The sequence below is a fragment of the Flavobacterium limi genome, assembly GCF_010645075.1.
In the GTDB taxonomy this organism is placed as follows: Bacteria; Bacteroidota; Bacteroidia; order Flavobacteriales; family Flavobacteriaceae; genus Flavobacterium; species Flavobacterium limi.
Window position 1 is genome coordinate 302,562 of sequence record NZ_JAADZV010000006.1, and the last position, 22,355, is coordinate 324,916.

Sequence of the window (22,355 nt, forward strand, 5' to 3'; positions counted from 1 at the left end):
TTCAACTTTATGACTTTCCAACTTTCGACTTACTTATTGATGAAATATAATGAATGCTTTCTTCGTCTTCGGGATCTAAAGAAACAGATTGTGTCGTTGTTTTTTCCTGTGCCCAGGCAAATATCTGAGGCAGGATCAATAATACGGCAAAGGTCGAAAATAATAATCCGCCAATAACCGCTCTTCCTAACGGGGAAACCTGATCGCCTCCTTCGCCATGACCAATTGCCATTGGCAGCATTCCGGCAATCATCGCTACCGAAGTCATGATAATCGGACGAAGACGCAGCGCTGCAGCTTCACGAGCCGACTCTAAGGCGTTTCCGTTTATTTTACGCAGTTGTTCGGCATTAGTGACCAGTAAAACAGCATTCGCAATCGAAACTCCAACGGACATGATAATTCCCATATACGATTGTAAATTAAGCGTTGAGCCTGTGATAGTCAGCATTAACAACGCTCCCAAAACTACCGCCGGCACTGTGGTTAAAATCACCAAAGAAACCTTGAACGACTGGAAATTAGCGGCCAACATTAAGAAGATTACAAAGACCGCAACCAATAAACCGGTTTGTAAACTGCTTAATGTTTCGCTCAATACTTTACTCAGTCCAATTGGCGTGACAAACAAGCCACGTGGTAATTCGCCTAATGAACTGATCGCCGCATCTACATCTTTCGCTGCCGTCCCCAAATCGGTCTGATTGATGTTTGCTGTCACTGTAATGTATGGCATTGCCCCTAAATTGTCATTTTCACCGCTCACATAGCCGGGTGTAATTTTTGCTACGTCACTCAAAACAGGACGAAGCGAGTTTTTCAATACCGGAATTTCGCCGATATCGGTTTTACTTTTCATTTGGTTCAACGGAACCTGAACCTGAACGTTTACAGATAAACCGGTTCGCTCGTCAATCCACGTATTTTTTTCGGTATATCGGGATGATGAGGTCGAAGCAATCAGCGAACGCGAAATATCATTCATATCCACGCCAAGCTCTGCAGCACGTGTTCTGTCAATATCAATATTCATCGCCGGATAGTGAATCGGCTGACCAATTTGTACGTCCCTGAAATAATTTATTTTCTGTAATTTTTCAACGATTTGATTCGCATACGTTTCATTTCGTTTTTTGTCTTTTCCTGCAATTCGGATTTCAATTGGAGTAGGAGAGCCCTGACTCAAAACTTTGTCCGTTAATTCGATAGGCTCAAAAGTCATTTTTACATCAGGCAGCACTTTTTTGATTCTTGCCCTGAATTCGTCTTTAAACTCATCCATATCAGCATGATAATCCTTTAAACTCACCTGAAAAACCGCTTCATGTGAACCTGCCATAAACAGGTAAATCGGGTTGATGGAAAATAAAGACGGGTGCTGACCCACATAAATCGATGAAATTCCGATATGCTCATTGCCTACCATTTTCTTTAGTTCTTTCAAAACTACAATGGCTTTTTCTTCGGTACGTTCCAGACGGGTTCCGTCGGGAGCACGCATTCTCAGCTGAAACTGACTCGAATTTACTTTCGGGAAAACATCTTTTCCAATAAAACTTATCAAAACTATCGCTAACACTGTTGCAGAAACCAGATAAGCAATACTCGTTGCTTTTTTATGAACAAATAAGCGGTCTAAAGTTCTCATAAAACGGTTTCTGAACCGCTCAAAAGCGCCCAGTTTTCCGTCATTATTAAAATCTTCTCTTTCGACCATTACTTTCTTTTGCGAAATCAGGTCTTTTTCAGATTCAGGTGTTAATCCGCAGGCGTTAAATTCGGCTTCATCGTCTGTAATTTCAGGTGTATGCTCGTGTTTTGGATGTGCTTTCATCAGCCAGTTTGCCATTACAGGTACGAAAGTTTGAGAAAGTAAAAACGAAATCACCATAGAGAATCCAATTGCCAAAGCCAATGGCAAGAATAACGCTCCGGGAATACCAACCATTGTAAACGCAGGTGCAAATACCGCCAGAATACAAAGCAGGATCAGTAATTTAGGTAAAGCAATTTCCTGACAGGCATCCCAAATGGCGAGTGCTTTTGGCTTGCCCATATCGAGATGCTGATGGATATTTTCTATCGTAACGGTACTTTCATCTACCAGAATTCCAATCGCCAATGCGAGTCCGCTCAGTGACATTAAGTTGATGGTCTGTCCGAATAATTTCAGAAATAAAACGCCCGAAATAATCGAAATCGGAATGGTTAAAATCACAATTAACGCTGCACGCCTGTCACCTAAGAATAATAAAACCATTAATCCGGTTAAAACCGCTCCGATAATTCCTTCGGTGATCAAACTTTTAACCGAATTGATTACATAAACCGACTGGTCAAATTCGTATGATAAAGTAACATCTTCAGGAAGCGTGCTCTGAATCTTAGGCAATTCGGATTTTAATTTCTGAACCACATCCCAGGTCGAAGCGTCTCCGGCTTTTGCAATACTGATATAAACCGAACGTTTTCCGTTTACCAAAGCATATCCATTCGTAACATCGGCACCGTCTTTTACGGTTGCCACATCACCTAATTTCAGGTTTTGAACCCCGCCTTTAAACAACGGAATCTGCTCAAAATCCTTAATTTCCTTAATCGTATTATTGGTTGGCGAAATATAGTTGATATCGCCAATTCTCACGTTTCCGGATGGCGCTGTCTGGTTGTTGATGCGAATCGCTTCTACAATCTGATCGGGCGTCATATTGTGTGAACGCAGCAAATCCGGATCCACGTTAACTTCTACGGTTCTTGGGCTTCCGCCAAAGGGAGCCGGAGACAATAAACCGGGAATAGCAGTAAACGAAGCACGAACATAAACGTTGGCCAAATCCTGTAATTCATTGTTGGAACGGATTTTACTGCTCAGAACCAATTGTCCGATTGGCAGGGAAGAAGCGTCAAAACGAATGATAAACGGAGGCTGTGTTCCGGGTGGAAATGCCGCCTGAATACGGTTCGAAAGAGCTCCTAATTCGGCAGCAGCCTGCGCCATATTGGTGTTTTCATAATAGGTTAATTTCATAATCATCAACCCCTGAATATTCTTGGTTTCTACCGATTTTATACCATTGGCAAAAGGAAGAATGTTCACATAATTTTTGGCGAAATAAGCCTCCATCTGATCCGGTGTATAACCACCAAAGGGATGTGCAATATAAATTACAGGCAGGTTCATTTTCGGAAGAATATCTACCTTGATATCCTTGATGGCACCAATTCCGAAGAAAAATAAACCGGCCACCAATACCAGTATAGAGATGGGTTTGCGGAGTGCAAAACGTATTAAATTCATTAGGCGCTATAATTAAAATTCATTTATAAATAAGTCAAAATTGCCTGTTGCGGCTACTTTTAGCAAATACGACTGCCATACATTATTGTTGACAATATCGCGGTCGATTTCAGCACGGTTTAAAACATACATTGTCTGCGTTAAATCGGTTAAATCGGTCAGTCCGTTTTTGTATAAAGTTGATTTCTGCAGATAAGCTCTTTGTGCGGCGTTGACCTGAATCGGCGCTTCGGCGTAGTTTTCCAGAGTGATTTTTATTTTATCTTCGGCAAAATTCAGTTGCGATTTTAGTTCTCTGTCGGCTTGGTTGTATTCTTCCTGCAAGGCCTGAGAAACAAATTTTTGTGCACTGACCTGTTTGTTTGAGCGGAATGGAGTGGTTAAATTCCACGTAATTCCAACCCCGATTAAATAATTCGTACGATCCGGATTCACGCCATCCCAGTAATTTCGGTTAAAAGCAGTCTGATCAGTCGCATAAGACGAATCAAATCCTGAAGCTCTGGTCTGTAAAACCCCAAAAGCACTCATGGTTGGATAATAAAAACGTTTATACAATTTAACCTGTTGATTGCTGTAATCGATTTTGGTTTTATAGAATTTCAACAAAGGATGCAGACTGTCTGTTGAAGCATCACTTTTGATAAGTTCTTTCGGAATCTGGGTTACAAAAAGAGTATCGGCTACAAAATCCTGTGGTGCAACGCCCATTAAATCGACCAGTTTATTGTTTTGTTCCTTGACGAAATTTTTAGCCAGATTCAAAGCCATTTTAGCTTTCGAAACTTCGGCTGTAGCCAAAGTAGAATCGACTCCGGCGAGTAATCCGTTTTTTACCCTTGCAGCTGCCGTTCTTTTAAAAACTTCTGCACGATTTAAATTCTTTTGCTGCGAAATAAGTAATCGCTGACTTGCCAGTAAATTCAAATAAGCGGCAGAGATTTTAATTTCGAGTTGGAATTTCTCCTGATTCAGATCGTTTTCTTTCGCCTGAATATCAACTTTCGCTAAATTGATTTTTTCTTTTGCTTTTCCGAAAGTAAAAAAATCCCAGTTCATATTCACCAGATAAAGAGCACCAAAAGCCGAATTCCAGTTTTGTTCCGGAAGCGGTAATCCGGAAGATGCAACGCCCAGACCTCCAAAACCATAGAGAGGCCCGTTTTGTCCGTTTACGGTTCCGTAATCCTGCTGTGCTGATAAATTCAGGTTAGGCAGGTAGTCACGGCGGGATTGTTTAAGGCTTTCCCGTGAAGCATTCGTATAATTGTTTTTTGCTTTTACTGAACCGTAATTTTCAAGCCCGGTTTTTATGGCATCTTTTAAAGACAAGGTTTGAGAATGACTGTTTAGGGCAAAAATCAGGAAAAATAAAAAGGTAATTTTTTTGAAATACATAAACCCAAGTGTGAAATTATGCACCAAATTTATTTCTGAAATCAGAATAAAAACCTTTATAAATGATGTACGCCACTAATAAATGACGAATTGAATTTGTCATTTTTTGGAAAAAATAATTAAATATTTGTTCGTACTTTGTAAACTATTTAAGTGCAGAAGATGAATAAAAAGTTGAGTAACATGATGGAAAACAAATGGTGGCAGGAAATTGCCGTTGTTCTTTTTTCATTCACGGTTTATACCCTGAAAAATGACTGGATGCTGTTTAGTTCTTTCGTATCTATTTTGATGGGAATTTTTTTCTACTGTATTTTATACATGCATGCTCAGTTCAACCGATTTTTTATACTTCCGGTTTTATTCAAAAACAAAAGACCTGTAACATATGTTTTTCTAACACTTTTAGGGGTATTTCTTTTCTCACTCGTTTTATATCAGATTACTTCTTTAAGCATGTTTGCGAACTGTCGCTTATACCAGAATTCACACCAGCGCAGTTATATCTATCAATTGGCCAGTGTTTTGGGGACATTGGTTTGTATTTTGAGCCCGATTATTGTTTTTAAATTTTACAGGATCAATAAAAAACAAACAGACGAAACGCTGCTTTTCAACCAAATGCAGCTGAATTCATTAAAAGGGCAGCTGAATCCACATTTTTTATTCAACACCTTCAATACACTTTACGGAATCAGTTTAGAATTTCCCGAGCGAACTCCGGATTTGATTATGAAAGTATCACAGTTAATGCGTTACCAGCTCGAAAGCAATAACAAACAATGTGTTTCCCTTGAAGCAGAACTGGAGTTTATAAACAGTTATATTCAACTTGAAAAAGAACGTGTCGGGTATCGTTGCGACATTACCTACGATTGTAAAATTGACAACGAAAATGCCTATAAAGTGTCGCCAATGCTGTTGATTGCTTTTATAGAAAATGCTTTTAAACATGGAACCTGCGCAATCGAAAAATGTTTTGTACGCATTATAATTACAGTCGAAAACGGTTTATTGCATCTGCATGTAGTCAATTCTATTCCGAAGAAAACGGATGTAGTTTCTACTAAAATTGGTTTGAAAAATACAATCGAAAGACTGAACCTGATTTATGGTAAAGAATATAAATTAGACATTCAGGAGGATAAAAATACGTATATCGCAGATTTGAAAATACAACTGAAAAAGTTTGTATAATGAAGGAGACCAAAAAATGCATTATCGTTGATGATGAGCCGGCAGCGCATTATGTTCTGGCCAATTACATCAAACAAAACCCACAATTAGAGCTCGTTTTTCAGGGCTATAATGGGGTAGAAGCAATGGATTACCTTCGGGAAAACAAAGTTGACCTGATGTTTCTGGATATCAATATGCCCGAAATTTCAGGAATGGAACTGCTGAAAATAATTCCAACACATCCTAAAACGATTTTAACGACTGCTTATTCTGAATTTGCCCTTGAAAGTTATGATTACGGAGTGATTGATTACCTGCTGAAACCGATTTATTTTCCAAGGTTTTTAAAAGCAATTGACCGTTTTTTTGCTACAGAAAATGTAAAAAACAGGGAAGAAGAAGTCATCAACTCAGTTACTGTAAAAGTCGATGGTTATTTTATGGATATCGGATTAGACCAGCTTTTGTTTGCGCAGAGTTTTGGTAATTACGTAAAAATCCACACTTTAAAAAGAACATATTTAGCATCAATTACTACTGCCGAATTAGAAAAATGCCTGCCTGAAAAAAGCTTTATGCGTATTCATAAATCGTATATCGTAGCATTGGATAAAATTGAAGAAAGCGAAAAAGACTTTGTGGTGATAAAAAATGAAAAACTTCCAGTTGGTATTACCTACAGAAGAGAATTAACTGACCGACTAAAGAATAAAGACCATATATAAGAGTTCAGAAATAAGTGCTTACTAATTCAGTTATTTCAAAAAAGAAGCCTGCTAAGATTTATTTCTGCAGGCTTTTTTGATTCATTACACACAACAATTGAACAGTCTTATATTTTACTTAAGATTATAATATTTTTAGGAAACTTCATTCTTAATTCATTTATAAGTAGTAAATTTAGTACTGTTTTCGGAATTATTAATTCTTTAAATGATTGAAAAATGAGAAGAATATCTTTAATTTTCATTGTGTTCAGCTTCAGTTTTTTAACTGCACAGGAAGGAATAAATATGAAAAAAACAGTGACACCTCCGGAACTGGTAAGAGCAGCTTTTGAAAAAGAATATCCTGGGAAAACAGCTGTCTGGTCTGAAGAATATGTAGGCGATGATAATGATGAAATCCGTTATGAAGCGAAATACAATGTAAACCATACTACAAAAGCACTTGCGATTTATGACAATCTAGGAAATATGAAAGCGTATGAGCTGCAGATTCCTTTGAGTAAACTCCCTTCAAAAGCACAAACCTATCTTAAAAAAAATTATCCGGTAAAAACGATAAAAGAAATTGCAGTAGTGGCGGATGATAAAAACAAAACTACTTATGAAGTTGGAGTCGAAAAAGATTCAAAGTTTTACGATGTCATTTTTGATGCAAATGGAGGATTTAATGTCAGCATCGAAAAAAATTAAAAGAAGCTTACTTACTAATTCAGATATTTAAACGACAAACCCGACGAGTTTTTAGCTCATCGGGTTTTGTTTTTTTATTCTTCAGGAGATTATAAAAATATTCCTCCTGCAACCTCAATACGCTGTCCGTTAACCCAACGGGATTCTTCAGAACATAAAAAGGCAACTACACTGCCAATATCGTCAGGCAGACCAACTCTTCCTAAAGCGGTCATTGAAGCAATCTGTTGATTTAATTCATCATTATCCCGAACAGCTCCGCCTCCAAAATCAGTTTCAATTGCACCAGGGGCGACAATGTTAACCCTGATTTTCCTATCTCCCAGTTCTTTTGCCTGATATTTTGTCAAAGTTTCAATCGCGCCTTTCATCGCAGCATAGGCAGCATAACCCGGGAATGAAAATCTTGCCAGACCGCTGGATATATTTACAATTGCACCGCCATCGTTTAGTATTGGCAATGCTTTCTGAGTTAAAAAGAAAGGTCCTTTAAAATGAATATTAGTCAACAGGTCAAATTCTTCTTCAGTAGTTTCTGCAAATGAATTATGAATTCCGATTCCGGCATTGTTTACTAAAAAGTCTAATTTATCGGTTTTAAAAATATTCTTTAATGAAGAAGATACCTGTTCTAAAAAGGAATCAAAAGAACCGGACTCCGCAACATTTAACTGAATTGCAGATGCTCTCTGACCTAAGTTTTCAATTTCTTTTACCACTTCTTCAGCTTCGTCTTTTTTGCTGTTGTAGGTGATAATAACATCGGTTCCTTTTTTAGCAATTGCAATTGCCATATTTTTTCCTAAACCTCTGCTTCCGCCTGTAACTAAGGCGATTTTTGTATTTACTGCCATTTGATTTATCTTTTAAATTGATAAGTCAAAGGTAGGAGTGAAGCCTTGTTCGGAATTTGTAAATATCAAACCGATGTTTGCGAAATTCAAATAACAATAACAATGACAATAACAATGACAATAACAATGACAATAACAATGACAATAACAATACAATAACAATGACAATTTCAAAAATCAACTTCTAACTCGAACTTTAAACTTTAAACCTGAAACTTTCAAAATTAACTTCTAAAAGCTAATGGTGTCAAAGAGGTTTGTTTTTTAAAGAAATTCGAGAAATGTGCCAGTTCTTCAAAACCAAGCGAGTAGGCAATTTCAGAAATATTCCAGTTGGTTTGTCTTAAAAGAATTTTGGCTTCGCTGGTTAATCGGCTGCTGATTAACTCGGTTGTTGTTTTTCCACTGTTTTCTTTTAAAACTTTGTTTAAATGATTTACGTGAACCGATAATCTTTCTGCGAAATCTTTTGCAGTTCGCAGTTCTAGCCTCTGATGCGGTGATTCGATAGGGAACTGTCTTTCTAATAACTCAGCAAATAAAGAAGAAACCCTTGCGGCCGAATTGTGTTTGGAATACAAGGCTGTTACTGGCTGTAATTTCTGCCCGAAGTGAATTAATTCTGCTACATAATTTCGGATTAGATCGTATTTATAAGCATAATCAGAATTGATTTCATTTTGTATTTTGCTGAAAATGAATTCAACTTCTGTAATTTGTTCGTCCGAAAGCTGAAAGACAGGAAAACCGTCCGGAGCAAAAATGGGAAGTTCGTTTAAAACAATTCCGCTCTTATTTAGAAATTCATCTGTAAATACACAGAATTGTCCTGTCTGGTTGGCGTCCTGCGGAATGTAATTATAAGGGATTTTAGGTGTGGCAAATAAAAGGGCCTGTTTATCAATTTCAATTATTTTATCCGCATATTCGGCTCTGTTTCTGCCTTTAATAAGACTTATTTTGTAATAAGCTCTTCGGTTATAAGGCATAGTGCATTTTCCCAAAAGCTCTTTAATATTAAAAACATTGAACTGGCAGATCTCTTTTTGAATGCAGTTATCTAACAACGAATTGGATTCGTTATTGGTTAATTCTGCAATTTCTTTATAAAATGGTTCGAGGGAATTCATATTGTTTTGATTTGTAAAATTCAAATATACGAAACTAATTGTGAGTTGTGAGTTGTGAGTTGTAAAAGGTGAGATGTGAGATGTGAGATGTGAGATGTGAGATGTGAGATGTGAGATGTGAGATGTAAAATGTAAAACTAATTACTACTCACTTTCTAACCTCTAACATTTTACAAAATTAAAACAAACTTCCCTGAACAAACTCAGGCTGTGTATTTCCGTTAAATGTAAAAGTATCAATAACAAAAAACTGCTTTTTAGCAGGATCGAGTTCCCGTAAAACAATTTCTTTGCATAAAAAATCAATATCAATGGTAGTAAAAAGCTGTGAGGCTATTTTGAGGTTTTCAGCTGTAAGTTTCCTGCCAATCGAGAGGTGAGGGTCGTCGCTTTTTTTAAGTTTTAAAGATTTCAGGGTTTCCTGAATCTTTTTCATGACAGGTTTCAGCTTATTTTTCGAATCTTCATTTGGCGCAATAAAAAAGGCACCGCTGTTTTCATAAGAAGAAAAATGATCCAGATGAACAGAGAAAGGCGTAAAAGTATCACAGGTTTTAAAAAGTTTTTGCCTGAACGTATCGATTTGTGAATCGTCAATGGTGAATTCGCAGATCGTAATATGTGCTACAGAATTACAGCTGTTATACCAGTTTATTTTGCTTTTTAAATAATCCTTCATTGTTTTGACAGAATCAATAACATCCTGCGAAGGATAAATCGCAACCGAATACTTTTTCTCCATTTTTAAAGCTCTCCTCTCTTAAACAAGCGGTCATAAATTTCCGATTGCAATAATCCGCTTCCACCACCAAAATGCTCTATAATTTCGACTCCCGGATGGGCTTGTAAACAAAATGCGGCAAATTCCTTTTCAACATGGTCTTCGATTGCTGAACTTAACAAAACAAAATCGACTTTATGCTGTAAAAAGTAATCTTTGGCCAATTCTTCATCATTAAACCCAGCAGCAGTCCAATTCTCATTGGCATTGACCAGCCTTAGCAAAATTTCAAGGATAGGCTGATTTTTACCTAATATTAGAAAGTTATATTTTTTCATGATCTGTTTTTTTACATTACAAAAATAGTTTATATAAGTCAAAATCAACTTAATCCAGGTTAAGAATGAACTATTCGATTGAGATAATAAAATAATGTTTTGAGTTAATGGATTTCCTGTTAAAATTCGAAATTTGAGTAACAAACAAAATCAGTATTAACTAAAAAAATCAATATTATGTTACGTTGGACAGTCATTTTTATTATTCTAGCCATTGTGGCCGGAATATTTGGTTTCGGAGGTATAGCTGCCGGAGCAGCAAGTATAGCTAAGGTATTATTCTTTATATTTATAGTATTATTCCTGTTGTCTTTAATTGGCGGAAGAAGAAATATTTAATAAAGAATTTTGATTATAAAACTAACGACACATATATTTCGATAATGTGTCGTTTTATATTTAAAAGATATAGATTATGGGAACGAAAAGTGGTGCTTATCAGGATGTATACGTAAAAAGAGACGATGAGTTGGTAAGCCTGAAAAATGATGTAACAGATTTTTGTGAGAAGTATATAAAACCTGTTCATCCGGAAAATTGGGACTGGTCGGTTCGGGATTTTGAAAATCCGGAAAATGACCCGACAGTAGATGAAGCAAGAGTAATTGGCAGGCTTGTTTTTAAAGATTTAAATGATGAAAAAGAAACCGATGTTGATCTTTCGACCATGAACAATGTCGAATCAATAAAAGCATATTTAAATCCGGAGAGCAAACATGAAGCGTTTAACATGGAAGAATTTGCTTTTGCCTTAAAAGTAGAATTGGAGCATGGTAAAATCAAGGATGTAAACGTAACCAATAACCATCCTTTTTTAACGGCTATGATTGCGCTTGCACATATGACAGAAAGCCTTACTTATTATAAAAGATTGAAAGTGATGGAAGCCGAAGGTGAAATCTATGAAATCATGCGTAAAATAGAAAGTTCAGACAGTTTTGAAAAAGACAAATGGTACAAGGAGCTACTCAAGGCTGAAGAAGAACTGGCAGAAGCAAGATCCGGTTTAGCGGAACGCCTTGCAAAAATGGATGATATTCCAGCCCTGGAAAAAATTGGGGATTGATTCGTGTGAAAAAAGCCGTTAATTGAACGGCTTTTCTGCTGAATTGTATCAGTAGTGAGATCTGCAAAAATTGAATATTAACGCAGTTTATACCTAATAAACGAATAATTCATTACTGCCTTTTGGACGATGCAGATAAAGAGATATATAAGTTGTTGTCACCTCTTTTTTATTTTTTCTTTTAAATCCTCCCCAAAGTGCTGATTTTTTATTGTTTATTTTTTGTAAACATACAATTTTTCCATTAGCGTAGAATTTGACAGTAAATTTTTCAATAGGTTTTAAATCAAAAAAATCAAGATTCTGATCCGTTCTGAACTGATAGTCATTATCCCATCTGTCTTTTATTCCAGCAGATGATAAATAAATTTGTTGCGCAATTCTTTTTTCTTTATTATAATTCATATTAGCAAGTTCATCTTTAGAACCTGACATATAAATCTCTCTAATTTCATTATATTTAGTTGCTACTTCTTTTTCTAATTGTTTGAGTTTTTCTACATCTTTTGTGAAGATAATTTCAGAGTTTTCTAAAGTTTGTATTTCATAAGGAATCTCAGCAGTAAATGTGAAAGTATCTTCATAGGAGGTTCTGCCTGAAAATACTGAAATTAAAGTCTCATTTATTTTTTTTTGAGGAGTAGTGTAGGTTATAACTTCTTGTTCATCAGTCAATGCATTATTACTATCTAAAAATGATTTAACTATTTTTATTTGTATCGCTGAATTGTTTTCTAAAGTTTTATTAAATGTATTTGCATCCTGATTAAAACCCGGATACATTTTAATTGTTATATTTTGAATTCCGTTTTTTGAAATATTCCAATTTAATGGATAATATGAACCTTTTAGTGTTCCATTTGATGGCATAAAATGATTGACTACCGGCAAATCATTTAAAAGAATTTCAAATGAACAATTGTTAGTATAAACATAGGCTCCATAATGATACTCTTTTTCAAATCTGTTGATCTCTTTGTTTAAGGAATAAATGTCCTGACTATTTTTCATTATTTTTGATTTATTGGGTATAAATTCTGCATTAGTTAGATTGTTGATTTCTTTTTTATTTTTATTTTGACAACTCGTTATTTGCGACATTAGAGTTATCAGATAAAATATTTTTATAATTTTCATGAGATTATATTTAAGTTAAATAAAATTGTATTTTTTTTCCATTTGAATCTTCAAAACTACCTTCATATTCATGCATCAAAACTAAATTAAATTCCATTGATTCTTCGCCGGATGAATATTCACCTCCATCAGAATTTTCAGCGGCATATCCGGCTGCAACAGTAATTTGTAATTTTATACCATGAAAAGTTAAGAGAGGATCTAAATAAAATCCTTTATCATCTGCTTTAATAGCACCTGACAAAGTAAAACCTGTGACTATTTCAACTCCGGCTTCTACGTAGGCTGATATAGTTCCTAACAATACGGTATAGAATTTTTTAGAAGATTTAATATTTGCTTCCAGTTTCAAACCAAAAATACCATTTACGGTTAATGGGCTATCATCTTCAGCGTCACCTGCAAGTGATTGTTGATTTAAGTTGCTTGTCCCGCTTGCACTGTTGTATCGGAGCATGCCACTAATTTCTAACTGTCCACTGATCTCTAAATTAACATTTATTTCAGGTCCAACTCCTATCGCAGCTCCAACATCAATTAATGTAATAATGCCTCTTGCTATTGGGTGCGCTTTTTGTGCCAATGCTAAAAAATCCATTGTTACTGATGCTCCTATCAATGGCTTTGCTAAAATTTGAATCTCTCCAACAATTCCTATCTGACTTGTATTTATATCTTTTGGATTTTCGGCATACCATGAACCTAATATTGCTAATGAAGGCGGAGTGACATCAAAAGAAAACAAAGGTCTGCCTTTTAATGCGTCGCCAATTTTAGCCAATTGCTCGGATGCTTTTTCTTCATCAATTTCTTTTAATTTTTTGTCTAACTTCTTTTTTGATTTCTTTTTACCATCCAAAATTAATTCAATCATTTTGGTGATTTCAATTATTTGCTTTACCAGGCTGATATACCTCTTATAGCTTGCTGATATTTCAATTGTTTCACCTGGGCGGTCATACTCTACATTTAAGGATACCACCAGGTCTGACAATCCTGACTCAACATTATCTTTAAAACTGAACAGATCGGGTCTGTCTGACTTATGTTGTTTTTTTGCTTTAGCTTTGCCTTTATTGTATTTTTTTTGAATGTTTAATTGCTGTTTCTTTCTTTCATTTAGTTTCGAGATTAATTTTTTAAATTTTTCCTTATCCTTTTTTTTAGCTTCACTTAAACCCAGATTTGCATTTGCGATATCCTGGTCTATTTTGTTGATTTTTGAAGCAATTTCTTTTGGCTTTAATTTCTCATCTAATTTTTCAACTCTTACCAAATACTTTTCATATTCTTCATTTCTCATTTCCTGAAATTCTTCGGGATCACAGTCATATGAAAATTGTAATATCCATTTAATATCAGGATAAACAACAACATCTAATTGTTTTGTAAAACAACAAGTTTGCAAAATAATAGGATAATGCTGTAATGCACCCTGTCGTAAAGGCCAGATATACTTTAACAAACTAATAGCAGATTCATTTCCATAATCGAATCCAATATCTAAAATTACCTCTGTATCTGAATTAGGATATTTGCCCGTGGTTTTTTTATCTTTATATAATGTCGAATTTTCTGTTCTGGAAATGCCCAAAGGAGTTTTTAAACTGGAAGTACGACTTGTGTGAGAAGCACTTATTTCGTTATCGTCATTAGTGTCTTAATGTCCTTCTTCTTCCTTACTGAAATTTAATGATCCTATTTTAAAACTATTTTCGCTAAAAACCAGATGTTCATTAATTCTTGTACTGTCCGCTATAACAATACTGCCTTGTATTAAGGATAAATCTATAACTTTTCCTTTATGAGATTTAGTTTTGTCATTAATAAAAAGGCATTCATCAGTTTTTGAATCTAGTACAATTTTGACATCTCTACGCGCTTCTCTTACACCTGCTATTACAGGCATAATCAACTTTTGTTTTGAGGCTTCAGTTTTAGAATTGAAAATTTCAATTTCAATTGCCTCATTATTTTCTCTGTTCGCTTTTTTAGCATACGAACCTTTAATACTATCATATCTACAGGGTCTGAAACTGGCAATATTAGTTTCTACTTTCCCAACAAAGGCAGGATTATTAGTAGCTTCAATAACAGTTTCGTGCATTTTACCATTAGGGGCTACTTCCAAATAACAATCTTTTGGTACTTGTAAAAACTTGCCGGTTTCTTGCGATTTTACTGTTGGATAAATTTTTAATTTACTACCTGCTTTATCTTCCCACTTTTGATCCACTAAAACCTCAATCTTTATTTTTTGGACATGCGTTTCTGACTTTCCGTTTATTTTTATATTTCCGGAAATTCCTGTTTTGTTTATTTCGTTTGGAAGTAACTTATATATTAATGCTTCACATGTAAAATTATCTTTATTAGAAATTGGCAGTAAATCATCAGCATCTACAGTATCTTTGTCCCATAATCCAACTTCCAGATCTTGCCCGTAAAGATGTGTGGTATATATATTAAGTAAAACTTTTGAGCCAAATTTTACTGGATTAGTAATTGGTTTGCAATCAAAATCAGTCCATGCAACGCGAACAATTTTTGGTGTTTCTCCTGTAGCACGGACAAACAATCCGTTTGGTGTCTTTCCGGTGCCGGGATCATTTTTAGTAAAAGCTTCAACCCATACAAAGCCTCCTCCAACGAGCAGTTCAGGAAAATTAAATAACTGCTGTTGATTTTTGGGCATCCCTGTAGGATAATCGATGTGGTGTTTTATAAATTTAGGGTCAATTTTATTTCCTACTACTTGCCAGCACCAGCTTAATGTTGCGAGTTCCTGACTAATTTTATCATTAAAAGCTTTTTTTTCTTTTTCATATTCAGCTTCGTCAGCTTCTCTTTTTTTATGATCAGCAACATAACGTTTTCTGTCATCAATGTCAGGTATTTTGAATACCTCTTCCTGAGTCAGTTTTTTAAATGGCGGTAATTTTTTCGGGGCACCTTCGTGTAAACCTGCTTTAGGTATAATCTCAACTGTAAAAGATCCGGCTTTTGATAATGTTAAACATCCCATTGCCTTATCAAATTTTTGATCTTTATTGAGAGGCATTTTTGGGATAAGATGTAAATTTTTGCTCATGTTTTTCTTTTAATCTTTTTTTTCAATCATTAAAGCGGCTTCATCTAGATTTGCAAAATCAACACCAGGCAAGATTTCATTTAATATTTCTGCTTTGCTGTTTTCTACATTTTGCTTGCTTACTTCTGAAGTCTGACCGTGATCTTTAACTGTAATACAATCCGGTCCTCCTATAGGGCAGGTTGCTTTACTGTCTTCAAGTAATATTTTTCCCTGATTGGATAAAGTTACTTTTTCATAAAAATCATTCCATTTTATTATTGTGGCCTGGCACGGCAGATAGTCGCCACTTCCGTTTGGCTGCATCTTACATTTACCGAAGGTGTTTTTTTCTAATGTTTGCCCGATTTCTTTATCTGTTGCAATAAGTTTATCTCCTGCATCTTTGTCATTTGCATAATGCTTCGAATGAGTTTTTACTTTTAGCTTATCCGTTTTGGGTTCAACACTAAACTTGCATTGGCACGTTGCTCCCTGGACTACAAAATGTTTTTCAGACATAATAACTTATGTGTTAGTTTACTTATTTGGGGTAATCTTTAAAATAATCTGTTCCAAAAACCGGACTTTTTTTTCTTTGGTTCTTCTTCATTTATCCAGTAAGAGATGTTTTTTTGTTTTGGTTGGGATGAAGGCCTAAAGGAGCTGTTTTCAGGTAAATGATAGATTTCTATTTGAGTAGTTTTATACTTTTTCTGTGTAATTTTTGTTTTATAAGTTCCGATAACCGAAAAGATACTTTGGTCTTCCCCATATAATTTATATTGTATTTCCATTTCGGATTCTAAAGGCTGTGTTTTAATGCCGCTCATTTCAGACTTTGGATAACTGTATCCGTTTAGAAGTTCATTTACAGATCTCTTATCTATCGATTTACCTTTTATATTAATAAAAAGCTTATCTGTTGCAGAGTAGTATTCTTCTATGGTTTGCTGAACATCATAACTTATAATTTGATTGCCAAATACAGGTGATTCCCAAACAAAATTTAGTGATTTATTTTTTGTGTACGTATTATATATAGGTCTGAAATAAAGATGAAAAAACCAGGTTTTACAAATTGATTCTGACAATAGAGCCTTATCGCTGAAAGTGGTTTCTACTTTATTTAATATCTGAGTAATTATGTGTCCTTCATAATATTTTGACAACTTATCTTTTATTACCAGCCATCTTTTTTTAATATCATTATGATTTGTTATTTCTACAATTTTCCTATCCTCGCTAATTTTAATTTGGACAGGAAAAATAGCCTGGGCACAACTATCCGCTATTTGCTCTATTTTTAAATCAGGTGCAGTGTTATCGATATAGACTTGTTTTCTGTTGATTTCGTAAGAGAAGAAATTGTTCTCATAGCTATGAATACATAACATTTGTATTTCATAATGTATCGAACTGATTAAAGAATCGTTTTCAAAATTCTGACAAGTTAGACCATAGATTCTATTTTGACTAAAAGGATTGATTTGTAGCGTAGTAGTATCTTTCTCTAAAAATACGTTTTTAAAATCTGACATCATTTATTACAACTATTACAACACTTAATTTTACTTCTATCTATTAGATTTTTAGTATCATTTATTTACTAATATTAAGATAAAGAGAGTGCTAAGATATGTATTTTTCTTACTTTTTATCTAAAATACACAAAAAATGTAAGTTAATTTTTTCAAAAAACTAAACATTTGATTGTAATGGTTTATTTTTAAGGATATTATGCTTTGACGCAAAAAAGGGGTAGCTTAAAAAGCTACCCCTTTTCTAAAATCTATGTATTTACATACTTATCTAATCTAGAATTTTCTAGGATCATTTGCAGGATAATCCTCTTCAGAGTCTTCTTCCTGAATGTCATTTTCCTGATATTCATCATCGTCTTCTTCTTCAATCTCCTCCTCGTCCTGATCAATATCTTCTAAATCTTCTTCTGTTTCATTAAAAGTGTTTTCGAATGAATCAGAAGGATTGTCAAACTCGTCATTAACGACTCTTTCATCGCCATCCAGATCAATTTCTTCACCTAATTCATCTTCTTCATCCATATCATCTCCTTCAAGATCCCTGTCTGCATGAAAATCATCATTCAGATCGTCTAAATCGTCTTCATTATTTGTAATTCGTTCATCTGGATTTGGTTTGTTTGGATCGTGGCCATTTCGAACTGTAAATCCCTGTTCAGCGATTTCTCTATTAGTCTGTTTATGTTCGTTGCTTCCATACAGTTCCTCATTCATAAGGACATTTTTATCTGTACTATTTTGATCTATAGTGCTCATAATGGTAGTTTTTAGTTCTTAATAATTTTTAACTCATGAATTAGTCATTTCGTTGTTCTAACTCATCATAGTCTAAGTTCTCATCGTTTTGTATACCTTCTTCTGGCTGTTCAGTTTTTTCAGGTTTGTAGTAATTATCGTCTTCCTGATGTTTTTTAACATATTCTTCTTCGCTAATGCTTCCGTCATTTGGAATATTTTCATTTCGAAGGATGTTATCCTTTTTAAGAAGATTGTCAATTGCCTTTTCGATTAACACAGCTGCATCAGGATCTAAAAATCCTCCCTGAAATTTTTGCTGAAAGTAAAGCTGTGCATTTTCGTTATCGCTGTATCTGTTAGTGTGGTATATGATGTGAGTTTTCATGTTTTTTATTTTAGAATTGATATTACAAAGCTACCCACGATCCAGATGAATTCCATTACAGAATTTATCTGTCTCTTTTCATAATATACAGGTGTTTATCTTGAAACTTTGAAATCAAATCATATAATCAACCAGTTGGTAAACAGTCTAATTTTGAGGTAAACAGTCTAATTTTGAGAATATTAAATGATAAAATATACAATTATGAAAACTACAGATAGTAAAAAACAAAAGCCACCTAAACAGGAATCAAAAAAAAGTGCAGTAAAACCAAAGTCTGATGCCGCATCAGGATTAACAGAGTTGTTTGAAGAAAGTCTTAAAGATATATACTGGGCAGAGAAAGCATTAATTAAAGCGCTTCCAACAATGGCAAAAAATGCAACTTCAGCAGACTTAATAGAAGCATTAAATTCTCATCTTACCGAAACAGAGGAACATGTAATTCGTCTGGAAAAAGTTTTTGAACTAATTGGTAAAAAAGCCACGGCTAAAAAGTGTGATGCCATGGAAGGGCTGATAGAAGAAGGAAAAGGAATTCTTGAAGAAACAGAACCAGGAGTTGTGCGTGATGCCGGAATTATTGCAGCGAGTCAGAAAATTGAACACTACGAGATTGCCACGTATGGAACAATGAGGCAGTTTGCTGAAACTTTAGGGTTTGAAGAAGCAGCTGCCATATTAGAACTAACGCTTGACGAAGAAAAAGGAGCAGACAAAAAACTTACTGAAGTTGCTGTAAATGCCGTAAATCTTGAAGCTGCAGAATTAGAGTGATTTTTTTGAATACTTAAAAGCACAGTTTTCATACTGTGCTTTTATAGTTAATGAAACCATGATAGTATGCCAGAAGGTCCATCAATAGTGATATTAAAAGAAGAAGTACAGCAATTTACGGGTCAAAAAATCATTGATGTTTCCGGAACGAGCAGTATTGACATAGTAAGATTAAAAGACAAAACAATCCGTGAATTTAAAAGCTGGGGAAAACATTTTTTGATTTGTTTTGATGATTTCACCATCAAAATACACATGTTAATGTTTGGTACTTACCGGATTAATGAAAGAAAAGAAACAGTCCCAAGACTAAGTTTGGTTTTTGCGGATGGAGAAATCAATTTTTACACATGTTCTGTTAAACTTTTAGAAGGAGATATCAATCTTTATTATAATTGGAAAGAAGATGTAATGAATGAAAACTGGGATCCGGGAATAGCAAAACAAAGTCTGGATAAAATTCCAAAACAGATGATTTGTGATGCTTTGCTGGAGCAAAACATATTTTCGGGAGTAGGGAATATCATCAAAAATGAAGTCTTGTACCGATGCAAAATCCATCCGGAATCTTTGGTGGGCCAAATTCCGAAAAGGGATATCCAAACACTTATTGATGAAAGTGTTATCTATAGTTTTCAGTTTCTCGAATGGAAGAAAAATTATGAATTAAAAAAACACTGGCTTGCTCATACCAAAAAAACTTGTGTGCGCTGTAATCTTCCACTCTTAAAGAAATATACTGGTACTAAAAAAAGAAGAAGTTTCTTTTGCACCAACTGTCAAAAATTATATCAATGAAAGAGCAAGTTTTAATAGGCTGTTCAAGTTTTAATAACCGGTTTTGGAAAGGTATTTTTTATCCTGAAAATCTCCCAGCATCTAAATGGTTCGAATATTATTGTAAAAATTTCAATACATATGAATTCAATGGCAGTTTTTATAAATTCCCAACAATAAAGATATTCGATAATTGGTATAAAAAAGCGCCTGAAAACTTTATATTTTCTGTTAAAGCACCCAAAGAAATTACGCACATTAAAAAGTTCGATAATTGTAAAAACCTGATTGAAGATTTTTACAATATTTCTAAAAATGGCTTAAAAGATAAATTAGGCTGCATTTTGTTTCAGTTCCCTCCGGGGTATCACTATAGCAGGGAAAGGCTTAACAATACAATTGCCAATTTAAATCCGGAATTTAAAAATGTAATTGAATTTAGACATGAAAGCTGGTGGAATGAAGAAGTCTGGCAACTCTTTCTTGAAAATAATATAACCTTCTGCAGTGTCAGCTATCCAGGCCTACCGCAGACCATTTTTACAGAGTTTCCCTTAATTTATATAAGATTTCACGGTGATAGTGAACTTTTTTACTCAGGTTATTCTAAAGCTGAATTAAGTCAGATAAAGAATAAGCTGGAACACAAAAATGCCTTTGTGTATTTTAATAATACGGCAAGTACAGAAGGAATCTTAAATGCTTTGGAATTCAAAAAAATATAAAATGGCAATCCTTTAAAATTGCCATTTTTTTATAAGTTTTATAATTCGAGATTACCTTCAATCCCGTCATCCATAGTTTTTCCTGTAACAAAAGCTATTGTCATTTTTGCAATAGCTACCATTTTACCATGTTTGTTATTCCAGTAATAACCATCTTCCGGAATAACTTTTATAATGCTTAGGTTTGGGTCATCATCTCCACCAGTCATCCATACTTTAATGATTGGATTCCATAATTCTTTAATTTTTTTTCTGTCATAAGAAATAGAAGCATTTCCATGCAGAAAAAGAAATTTATCATGTGGCTGTGAAAAAATGAGTTCGACTTTTGAATTCTCCATAATTTCGGCATTTTTATTACTGTTCTTATCTGATAAGAAAAAAAGATTTCCATATTCATCTATTTCCTGAAATGACATTGGACGGGATTGTAATTTTCCGTTTTTGTAAGTGCATAACATGCAGGTTTTTATATCTTCAGCCAAATCTCTGATCTTTTCTGCGGCTGAAAAGCTTTTAAGGTCTTTGTGATCTCCCATGATTTTATTTTTTGAATTTTATTTAGATATATGTGAAATAAAGATTAGATGTAAGTCAAATAAAGATCATATATTTTGCTCTTTTATAGTTATATAATTCATTTTCAGTATTATGATATTTCTATTCTAAAAAGTTATTTAGAAATTAGGATTTTATTGGTAATTCTATTTTATTATATATCTTTGGATCATTTATTAATTTAGAAAGTCCCCATGAATGATATAACTATATTCTACACTGATGATGACGAGGATGATTTAAGTATTTTTGCTGATGCTGTAGAATCATTGGAAAAAAAAATCATACTTCAAACCTATACAGGAGGAGAGAAATTGTTAAATGCAATTTATAACCCGCCGCCAACGCCAAGTGTTGTTTTTTTAGACTTAAATATGCCCGGAAAAAACGGATTTGATGTTTTGGCAGAACTCCGGAATAATAATGCAAAAAAAGATATTCCTATAATTGTCTTTTCGACTTCTAATGAACCGGGGATTATTGAAAAATGTCGTACACTCGGAGCCAATTATTTTGTAACGAAGCCTGTTTTTATGAGTGATATTATAAAGATTATTAGTTTTACTTTAGAAATAGACTGGAAAAATTTTATTACAACCGATCAGAATTTTGTGTATAAAGCATAAACATTAAAAATCTCATACCAAGCAGCCAATTACTTTTACAATTGGCTGCTTTTTTTATTGGCTGTTTTCAAATCCCGATGTTGTTCAAAATTATCAGATAATGATACAAAATTCTTTATGTAATCAATAATACTGTTCATCACAATATCTTATGAGATAAAAAAAATATTTTTTGAGTCAAAAGCCTGATTCAGAATACATGAAATTTGTATTGATAAAGTTGGCTAATTTTATTCGGGCCTTCATAAAAACGACTGTCATGAAAAACGAACTTTCAAAACACGAATTAGAATATCTTGATGAATATCAAAAAAAAGGATATTGCTGTAATTTTTTATTTCAGGATGGAGCACTTGTTGAAACCGAATCGAAGTATTCTTATCAGCCTGAAGAAATTTTTATTGTTGCCCACCACCGATACGAAGGTATGAGCAATCCGGAAGATATGTCTATTCTATATATTATAGAAACAGGAGATAATAAAAAAGGGACCTATTTATTAGGATATGGCCCAACCGGAGATTTGGAAGCGGCCGAATTTTTTAAAGATATACCAGAAAAAAACTACTCAACAAATGCTGATATTCAAAAACTTACATAAGAGTTTAATTTAGAT

Annotated in this window: 24 protein-coding genes; 10 read left to right on the plus strand and 14 right to left on the minus strand. The window is 34.2% G+C overall.

Going from position 1 to position 22,355, the window contains the following annotated elements; translation table 11 throughout:
• Positions 1-7: 7 nt before the first annotated feature.
• Both GXM16_RS14450 and GXM16_RS14455 read right to left on the minus strand, forming a co-directional pair.
• Complete coding sequence (locus tag GXM16_RS14450) at positions 8-3,298, minus strand: efflux RND transporter permease subunit (protein ID WP_163395193.1); 3,291 nt, start codon at positions 3,296-3,298, stop codon at positions 8-10.
• Positions 3,299-3,310: 12 nt separating this feature from the next.
• Complete coding sequence (locus GXM16_RS14455) at positions 3,311-4,696, minus strand: TolC family protein (RefSeq protein WP_163395194.1); 1,386 nt, start codon at positions 4,694-4,696, stop codon at positions 3,311-3,313.
• A 162-nt stretch (positions 4,697-4,858) separates the two neighbouring features.
• Here GXM16_RS14455 and GXM16_RS14460 point away from each other — a divergent pair, with 162 nt between their 5' ends.
• The 3 genes from GXM16_RS14460 to GXM16_RS14470 all read left to right on the plus strand — a co-directional run bounded on the left by GXM16_RS14460 (position 4,859) and on the right by GXM16_RS14470 (position 7,293).
• Positions 4,859-5,893, plus strand: a complete 1,035-nt coding sequence (locus GXM16_RS14460) for a sensor histidine kinase (RefSeq protein WP_163395195.1) — start codon at positions 4,859-4,861, stop codon at positions 5,891-5,893.
• A complete protein-coding gene (locus GXM16_RS14465) occupies positions 5,893-6,600 on the plus strand; it encodes a LytR/AlgR family response regulator transcription factor (RefSeq protein ID WP_163395196.1) in 708 nt (235 codons plus the stop codon). Before GXM16_RS14460 ends, GXM16_RS14465 begins: the two co-directional genes overlap by 1 nt.
• Before the next feature lie 219 nt (positions 6,601-6,819).
• Positions 6,820-7,293, plus strand: a complete 474-nt coding sequence (locus tag GXM16_RS14470; RefSeq protein WP_163395197.1) for a PepSY domain-containing protein — start codon at positions 6,820-6,822, stop codon at positions 7,291-7,293.
• Between the two features lie 89 nt (positions 7,294-7,382).
• Here the strand turns inward: GXM16_RS14470 and GXM16_RS14475 are convergent, their stop codons facing one another.
• The 4 genes from GXM16_RS14475 to GXM16_RS14490 form a co-directional block, all read right to left on the minus strand.
• Positions 7,383-8,147 carry an SDR family NAD(P)-dependent oxidoreductase gene (locus GXM16_RS14475; protein WP_163395198.1) on the minus strand — a complete coding sequence of 255 codons (765 nt, stop codon included), beginning with the start codon at positions 8,145-8,147 and terminating at the stop codon, positions 7,383-7,385.
• A 224-nt stretch (positions 8,148-8,371) separates the two neighbouring features.
• Entirely contained in the window at positions 8,372-9,277 is a 906-nt protein-coding gene (locus tag GXM16_RS14480) for a helix-turn-helix domain-containing protein (RefSeq protein WP_163395199.1), read from the minus strand.
• Between the two features lie 178 nt (positions 9,278-9,455).
• On the minus strand, positions 9,456-10,019 hold the full coding sequence (locus GXM16_RS14485; RefSeq protein WP_163395200.1) for a 2'-5' RNA ligase family protein: 564 nt from the start codon (positions 10,017-10,019) through the stop codon (positions 9,456-9,458).
• A gap of 2 nt (positions 10,020-10,021) precedes the next feature.
• On the minus strand, positions 10,022-10,336 hold the full coding sequence (locus GXM16_RS14490) for a hypothetical protein (RefSeq protein ID WP_163395201.1): 315 nt from the start codon (positions 10,334-10,336) through the stop codon (positions 10,022-10,024).
• A gap of 177 nt (positions 10,337-10,513) precedes the next feature.
• On the opposite strand from GXM16_RS14490, the gene GXM16_RS14495 reads away from it, so the two are divergent.
• Together GXM16_RS14495 and GXM16_RS14500 are read left to right on the plus strand one after the other, a co-directional pair.
• On the plus strand, positions 10,514-10,675 hold the full coding sequence (locus tag GXM16_RS14495) for a DUF1328 domain-containing protein (protein ID WP_163395202.1): 162 nt from the start codon (positions 10,514-10,516) through the stop codon (positions 10,673-10,675).
• A gap of 76 nt (positions 10,676-10,751) precedes the next feature.
• Positions 10,752-11,402, plus strand: coding sequence for a DUF5661 family protein (locus GXM16_RS14500; RefSeq protein WP_163395203.1), 651 nt, complete (start codon positions 10,752-10,754; stop codon positions 11,400-11,402).
• A 93-nt stretch (positions 11,403-11,495) separates the two neighbouring features.
• Here the strand turns inward: GXM16_RS14500 and GXM16_RS14505 are convergent, their stop codons facing one another.
• From GXM16_RS14505 to GXM16_RS14535, 7 genes are all read right to left on the minus strand, one after another.
• Positions 11,496-12,413 carry a hypothetical protein gene (locus GXM16_RS14505; RefSeq protein WP_163395204.1) on the minus strand — a complete coding sequence of 306 codons (918 nt, stop codon included), beginning with the start codon at positions 12,411-12,413 and terminating at the stop codon, positions 11,496-11,498.
• A gap of 136 nt (positions 12,414-12,549) precedes the next feature.
• Positions 12,550-14,133 (minus strand): hypothetical protein, encoded by a 1,584-nt coding sequence (locus GXM16_RS14510; RefSeq protein WP_163395205.1) that lies wholly within the window; start codon positions 14,131-14,133, stop codon positions 12,550-12,552.
• A gap of 66 nt (positions 14,134-14,199) precedes the next feature.
• Positions 14,200-15,630 carry a hypothetical protein gene (locus tag GXM16_RS14515; protein ID WP_163395206.1) on the minus strand — a complete coding sequence of 477 codons (1,431 nt, stop codon included), beginning with the start codon at positions 15,628-15,630 and terminating at the stop codon, positions 14,200-14,202.
• A 9-nt stretch (positions 15,631-15,639) separates the two neighbouring features.
• Entirely contained in the window at positions 15,640-16,131 is a 492-nt protein-coding gene (locus GXM16_RS14520) for a DUF4280 domain-containing protein (protein WP_163395207.1), read from the minus strand.
• A 38-nt stretch (positions 16,132-16,169) separates the two neighbouring features.
• A complete protein-coding gene (locus GXM16_RS14525) occupies positions 16,170-17,153 on the minus strand; it encodes a hypothetical protein (protein ID WP_163395208.1) in 984 nt (327 codons plus the stop codon).
• A 273-nt stretch (positions 17,154-17,426) separates the two neighbouring features.
• Positions 17,427-17,909 (minus strand): hypothetical protein, encoded by a 483-nt coding sequence (locus tag GXM16_RS14530; protein WP_163395209.1) that lies wholly within the window; start codon positions 17,907-17,909, stop codon positions 17,427-17,429.
• Positions 17,910-17,949: 40 nt separating this feature from the next.
• Positions 17,950-18,276: a hypothetical protein gene (locus tag GXM16_RS14535; protein WP_163395210.1), complete on the minus strand. Its 327-nt coding sequence runs from the start codon at positions 18,274-18,276 to the stop codon at positions 17,950-17,952.
• A 204-nt stretch (positions 18,277-18,480) separates the two neighbouring features.
• Here GXM16_RS14535 and GXM16_RS14540 point away from each other — a divergent pair, with 204 nt between their 5' ends.
• The 3 genes from GXM16_RS14540 to GXM16_RS14550 all read left to right on the plus strand — a co-directional run bounded on the left by GXM16_RS14540 (position 18,481) and on the right by GXM16_RS14550 (position 20,555).
• Positions 18,481-19,053 (plus strand): YciE/YciF ferroxidase family protein, encoded by a 573-nt coding sequence (locus tag GXM16_RS14540; protein ID WP_163395211.1) that lies wholly within the window; start codon positions 18,481-18,483, stop codon positions 19,051-19,053.
• A gap of 66 nt (positions 19,054-19,119) precedes the next feature.
• Positions 19,120-19,851, plus strand: coding sequence for a DNA-formamidopyrimidine glycosylase family protein (locus GXM16_RS14545; RefSeq protein ID WP_163395212.1), 732 nt, complete (start codon positions 19,120-19,122; stop codon positions 19,849-19,851).
• Positions 19,848-20,555: a DUF72 domain-containing protein gene (locus GXM16_RS14550; RefSeq protein WP_163395213.1), complete on the plus strand. Its 708-nt coding sequence runs from the start codon at positions 19,848-19,850 to the stop codon at positions 20,553-20,555. Before GXM16_RS14545 ends, GXM16_RS14550 begins: the two co-directional genes overlap by 4 nt.
• Positions 20,556-20,593: 38 nt before the next feature.
• Here GXM16_RS14550 and GXM16_RS14555 read toward each other — a convergent pair whose 3' ends face one another.
• Entirely contained in the window at positions 20,594-21,094 is a 501-nt protein-coding gene (locus GXM16_RS14555) for a pyridoxamine 5'-phosphate oxidase family protein (RefSeq protein WP_163395214.1), read from the minus strand.
• 213 nt (positions 21,095-21,307) lie between these two features.
• Between GXM16_RS14555 and GXM16_RS14560 the strand changes: the two genes are divergently transcribed.
• Positions 21,308-21,739: a response regulator gene (locus GXM16_RS14560; protein ID WP_163395215.1), complete on the plus strand. Its 432-nt coding sequence runs from the start codon at positions 21,308-21,310 to the stop codon at positions 21,737-21,739.
• A gap of 259 nt (positions 21,740-21,998) precedes the next feature.
• The gene (locus GXM16_RS14565) at positions 21,999-22,340 is read left to right on the plus strand and encodes a hypothetical protein (protein ID WP_163395216.1); all 342 of its coding nucleotides are present in this window, start codon (positions 21,999-22,001) and stop codon (positions 22,338-22,340) included.
• Positions 22,341-22,355: the final 15 nt, after the last annotated feature.

Excerpts from the sequence above, each read along its gene's own strand:
- GXM16_RS14505 (WP_163395204.1), bottom strand. The coding sequence starts at position 12,413 with ATGAAAAATAGTCAGGACATTTATTCCTTAAACAAAGAGATCAACAGA.
- GXM16_RS14550 (WP_163395213.1), top strand. The coding sequence starts at position 19,848 with ATGAAAGAGCAAGTTTTAATAGGCTGTTCAAGTTTTAATAACCGGTTT.
- GXM16_RS14535 (WP_163395210.1), bottom strand. The coding sequence starts at position 18,276 with ATGAAAACTCACATCATATACCACACTAACAGATACAGCGATAACGAA.
- GXM16_RS14500 (WP_163395203.1), top strand. The coding sequence starts at position 10,752 with ATGGGAACGAAAAGTGGTGCTTATCAGGATGTATACGTAAAAAGAGAC.
- GXM16_RS14540 (WP_163395211.1), top strand. The coding sequence starts at position 18,481 with ATGAAAACTACAGATAGTAAAAAACAAAAGCCACCTAAACAGGAATCA.
- GXM16_RS14470 (WP_163395197.1), top strand. The coding sequence starts at position 6,820 with ATGAGAAGAATATCTTTAATTTTCATTGTGTTCAGCTTCAGTTTTTTA.
- GXM16_RS14455 (WP_163395194.1), bottom strand. The coding sequence starts at position 4,696 with ATGTATTTCAAAAAAATTACCTTTTTATTTTTCCTGATTTTTGCCCTA.
- GXM16_RS14465 (WP_163395196.1), top strand. The coding sequence starts at position 5,893 with ATGAAGGAGACCAAAAAATGCATTATCGTTGATGATGAGCCGGCAGCG.
- GXM16_RS14475 (WP_163395198.1), bottom strand. The coding sequence starts at position 8,147 with ATGGCAGTAAATACAAAAATCGCCTTAGTTACAGGCGGAAGCAGAGGT.
- GXM16_RS14460 (WP_163395195.1), top strand. The coding sequence starts at position 4,859 with ATGAATAAAAAGTTGAGTAACATGATGGAAAACAAATGGTGGCAGGAA.
- GXM16_RS14450 (WP_163395193.1), bottom strand. The coding sequence starts at position 3,298 with ATGAATTTAATACGTTTTGCACTCCGCAAACCCATCTCTATACTGGTA.
- GXM16_RS14530 (WP_163395209.1), bottom strand. The coding sequence starts at position 17,909 with ATGAGCACTATAGATCAAAATAGTACAGATAAAAATGTCCTTATGAAT.
- GXM16_RS14495 (WP_163395202.1), top strand. The coding sequence starts at position 10,514 with ATGTTACGTTGGACAGTCATTTTTATTATTCTAGCCATTGTGGCCGGA.
- GXM16_RS14520 (WP_163395207.1), bottom strand. The coding sequence starts at position 16,131 with ATGTCTGAAAAACATTTTGTAGTCCAGGGAGCAACGTGCCAATGCAAG.
- GXM16_RS14480 (WP_163395199.1), bottom strand. The coding sequence starts at position 9,277 with ATGAATTCCCTCGAACCATTTTATAAAGAAATTGCAGAATTAACCAAT.
- GXM16_RS14515 (WP_163395206.1), bottom strand. The coding sequence starts at position 15,630 with ATGAGCAAAAATTTACATCTTATCCCAAAAATGCCTCTCAATAAAGAT.
- GXM16_RS14555 (WP_163395214.1), bottom strand. The coding sequence starts at position 21,094 with ATGGGAGATCACAAAGACCTTAAAAGCTTTTCAGCCGCAGAAAAGATC.
- GXM16_RS14490 (WP_163395201.1), bottom strand. The coding sequence starts at position 10,336 with ATGAAAAAATATAACTTTCTAATATTAGGTAAAAATCAGCCTATCCTT.
- GXM16_RS14525 (WP_163395208.1), bottom strand. The coding sequence starts at position 17,153 with ATGATGTCAGATTTTAAAAACGTATTTTTAGAGAAAGATACTACTACG.
- GXM16_RS14560 (WP_163395215.1), top strand. The coding sequence starts at position 21,308 with ATGAATGATATAACTATATTCTACACTGATGATGACGAGGATGATTTA.
- GXM16_RS14485 (WP_163395200.1), bottom strand. The coding sequence starts at position 10,019 with ATGGAGAAAAAGTATTCGGTTGCGATTTATCCTTCGCAGGATGTTATT.
- GXM16_RS14565 (WP_163395216.1), top strand. The coding sequence starts at position 21,999 with ATGAAAAACGAACTTTCAAAACACGAATTAGAATATCTTGATGAATAT.
- GXM16_RS14545 (WP_163395212.1), top strand. The coding sequence starts at position 19,120 with ATGCCAGAAGGTCCATCAATAGTGATATTAAAAGAAGAAGTACAGCAA.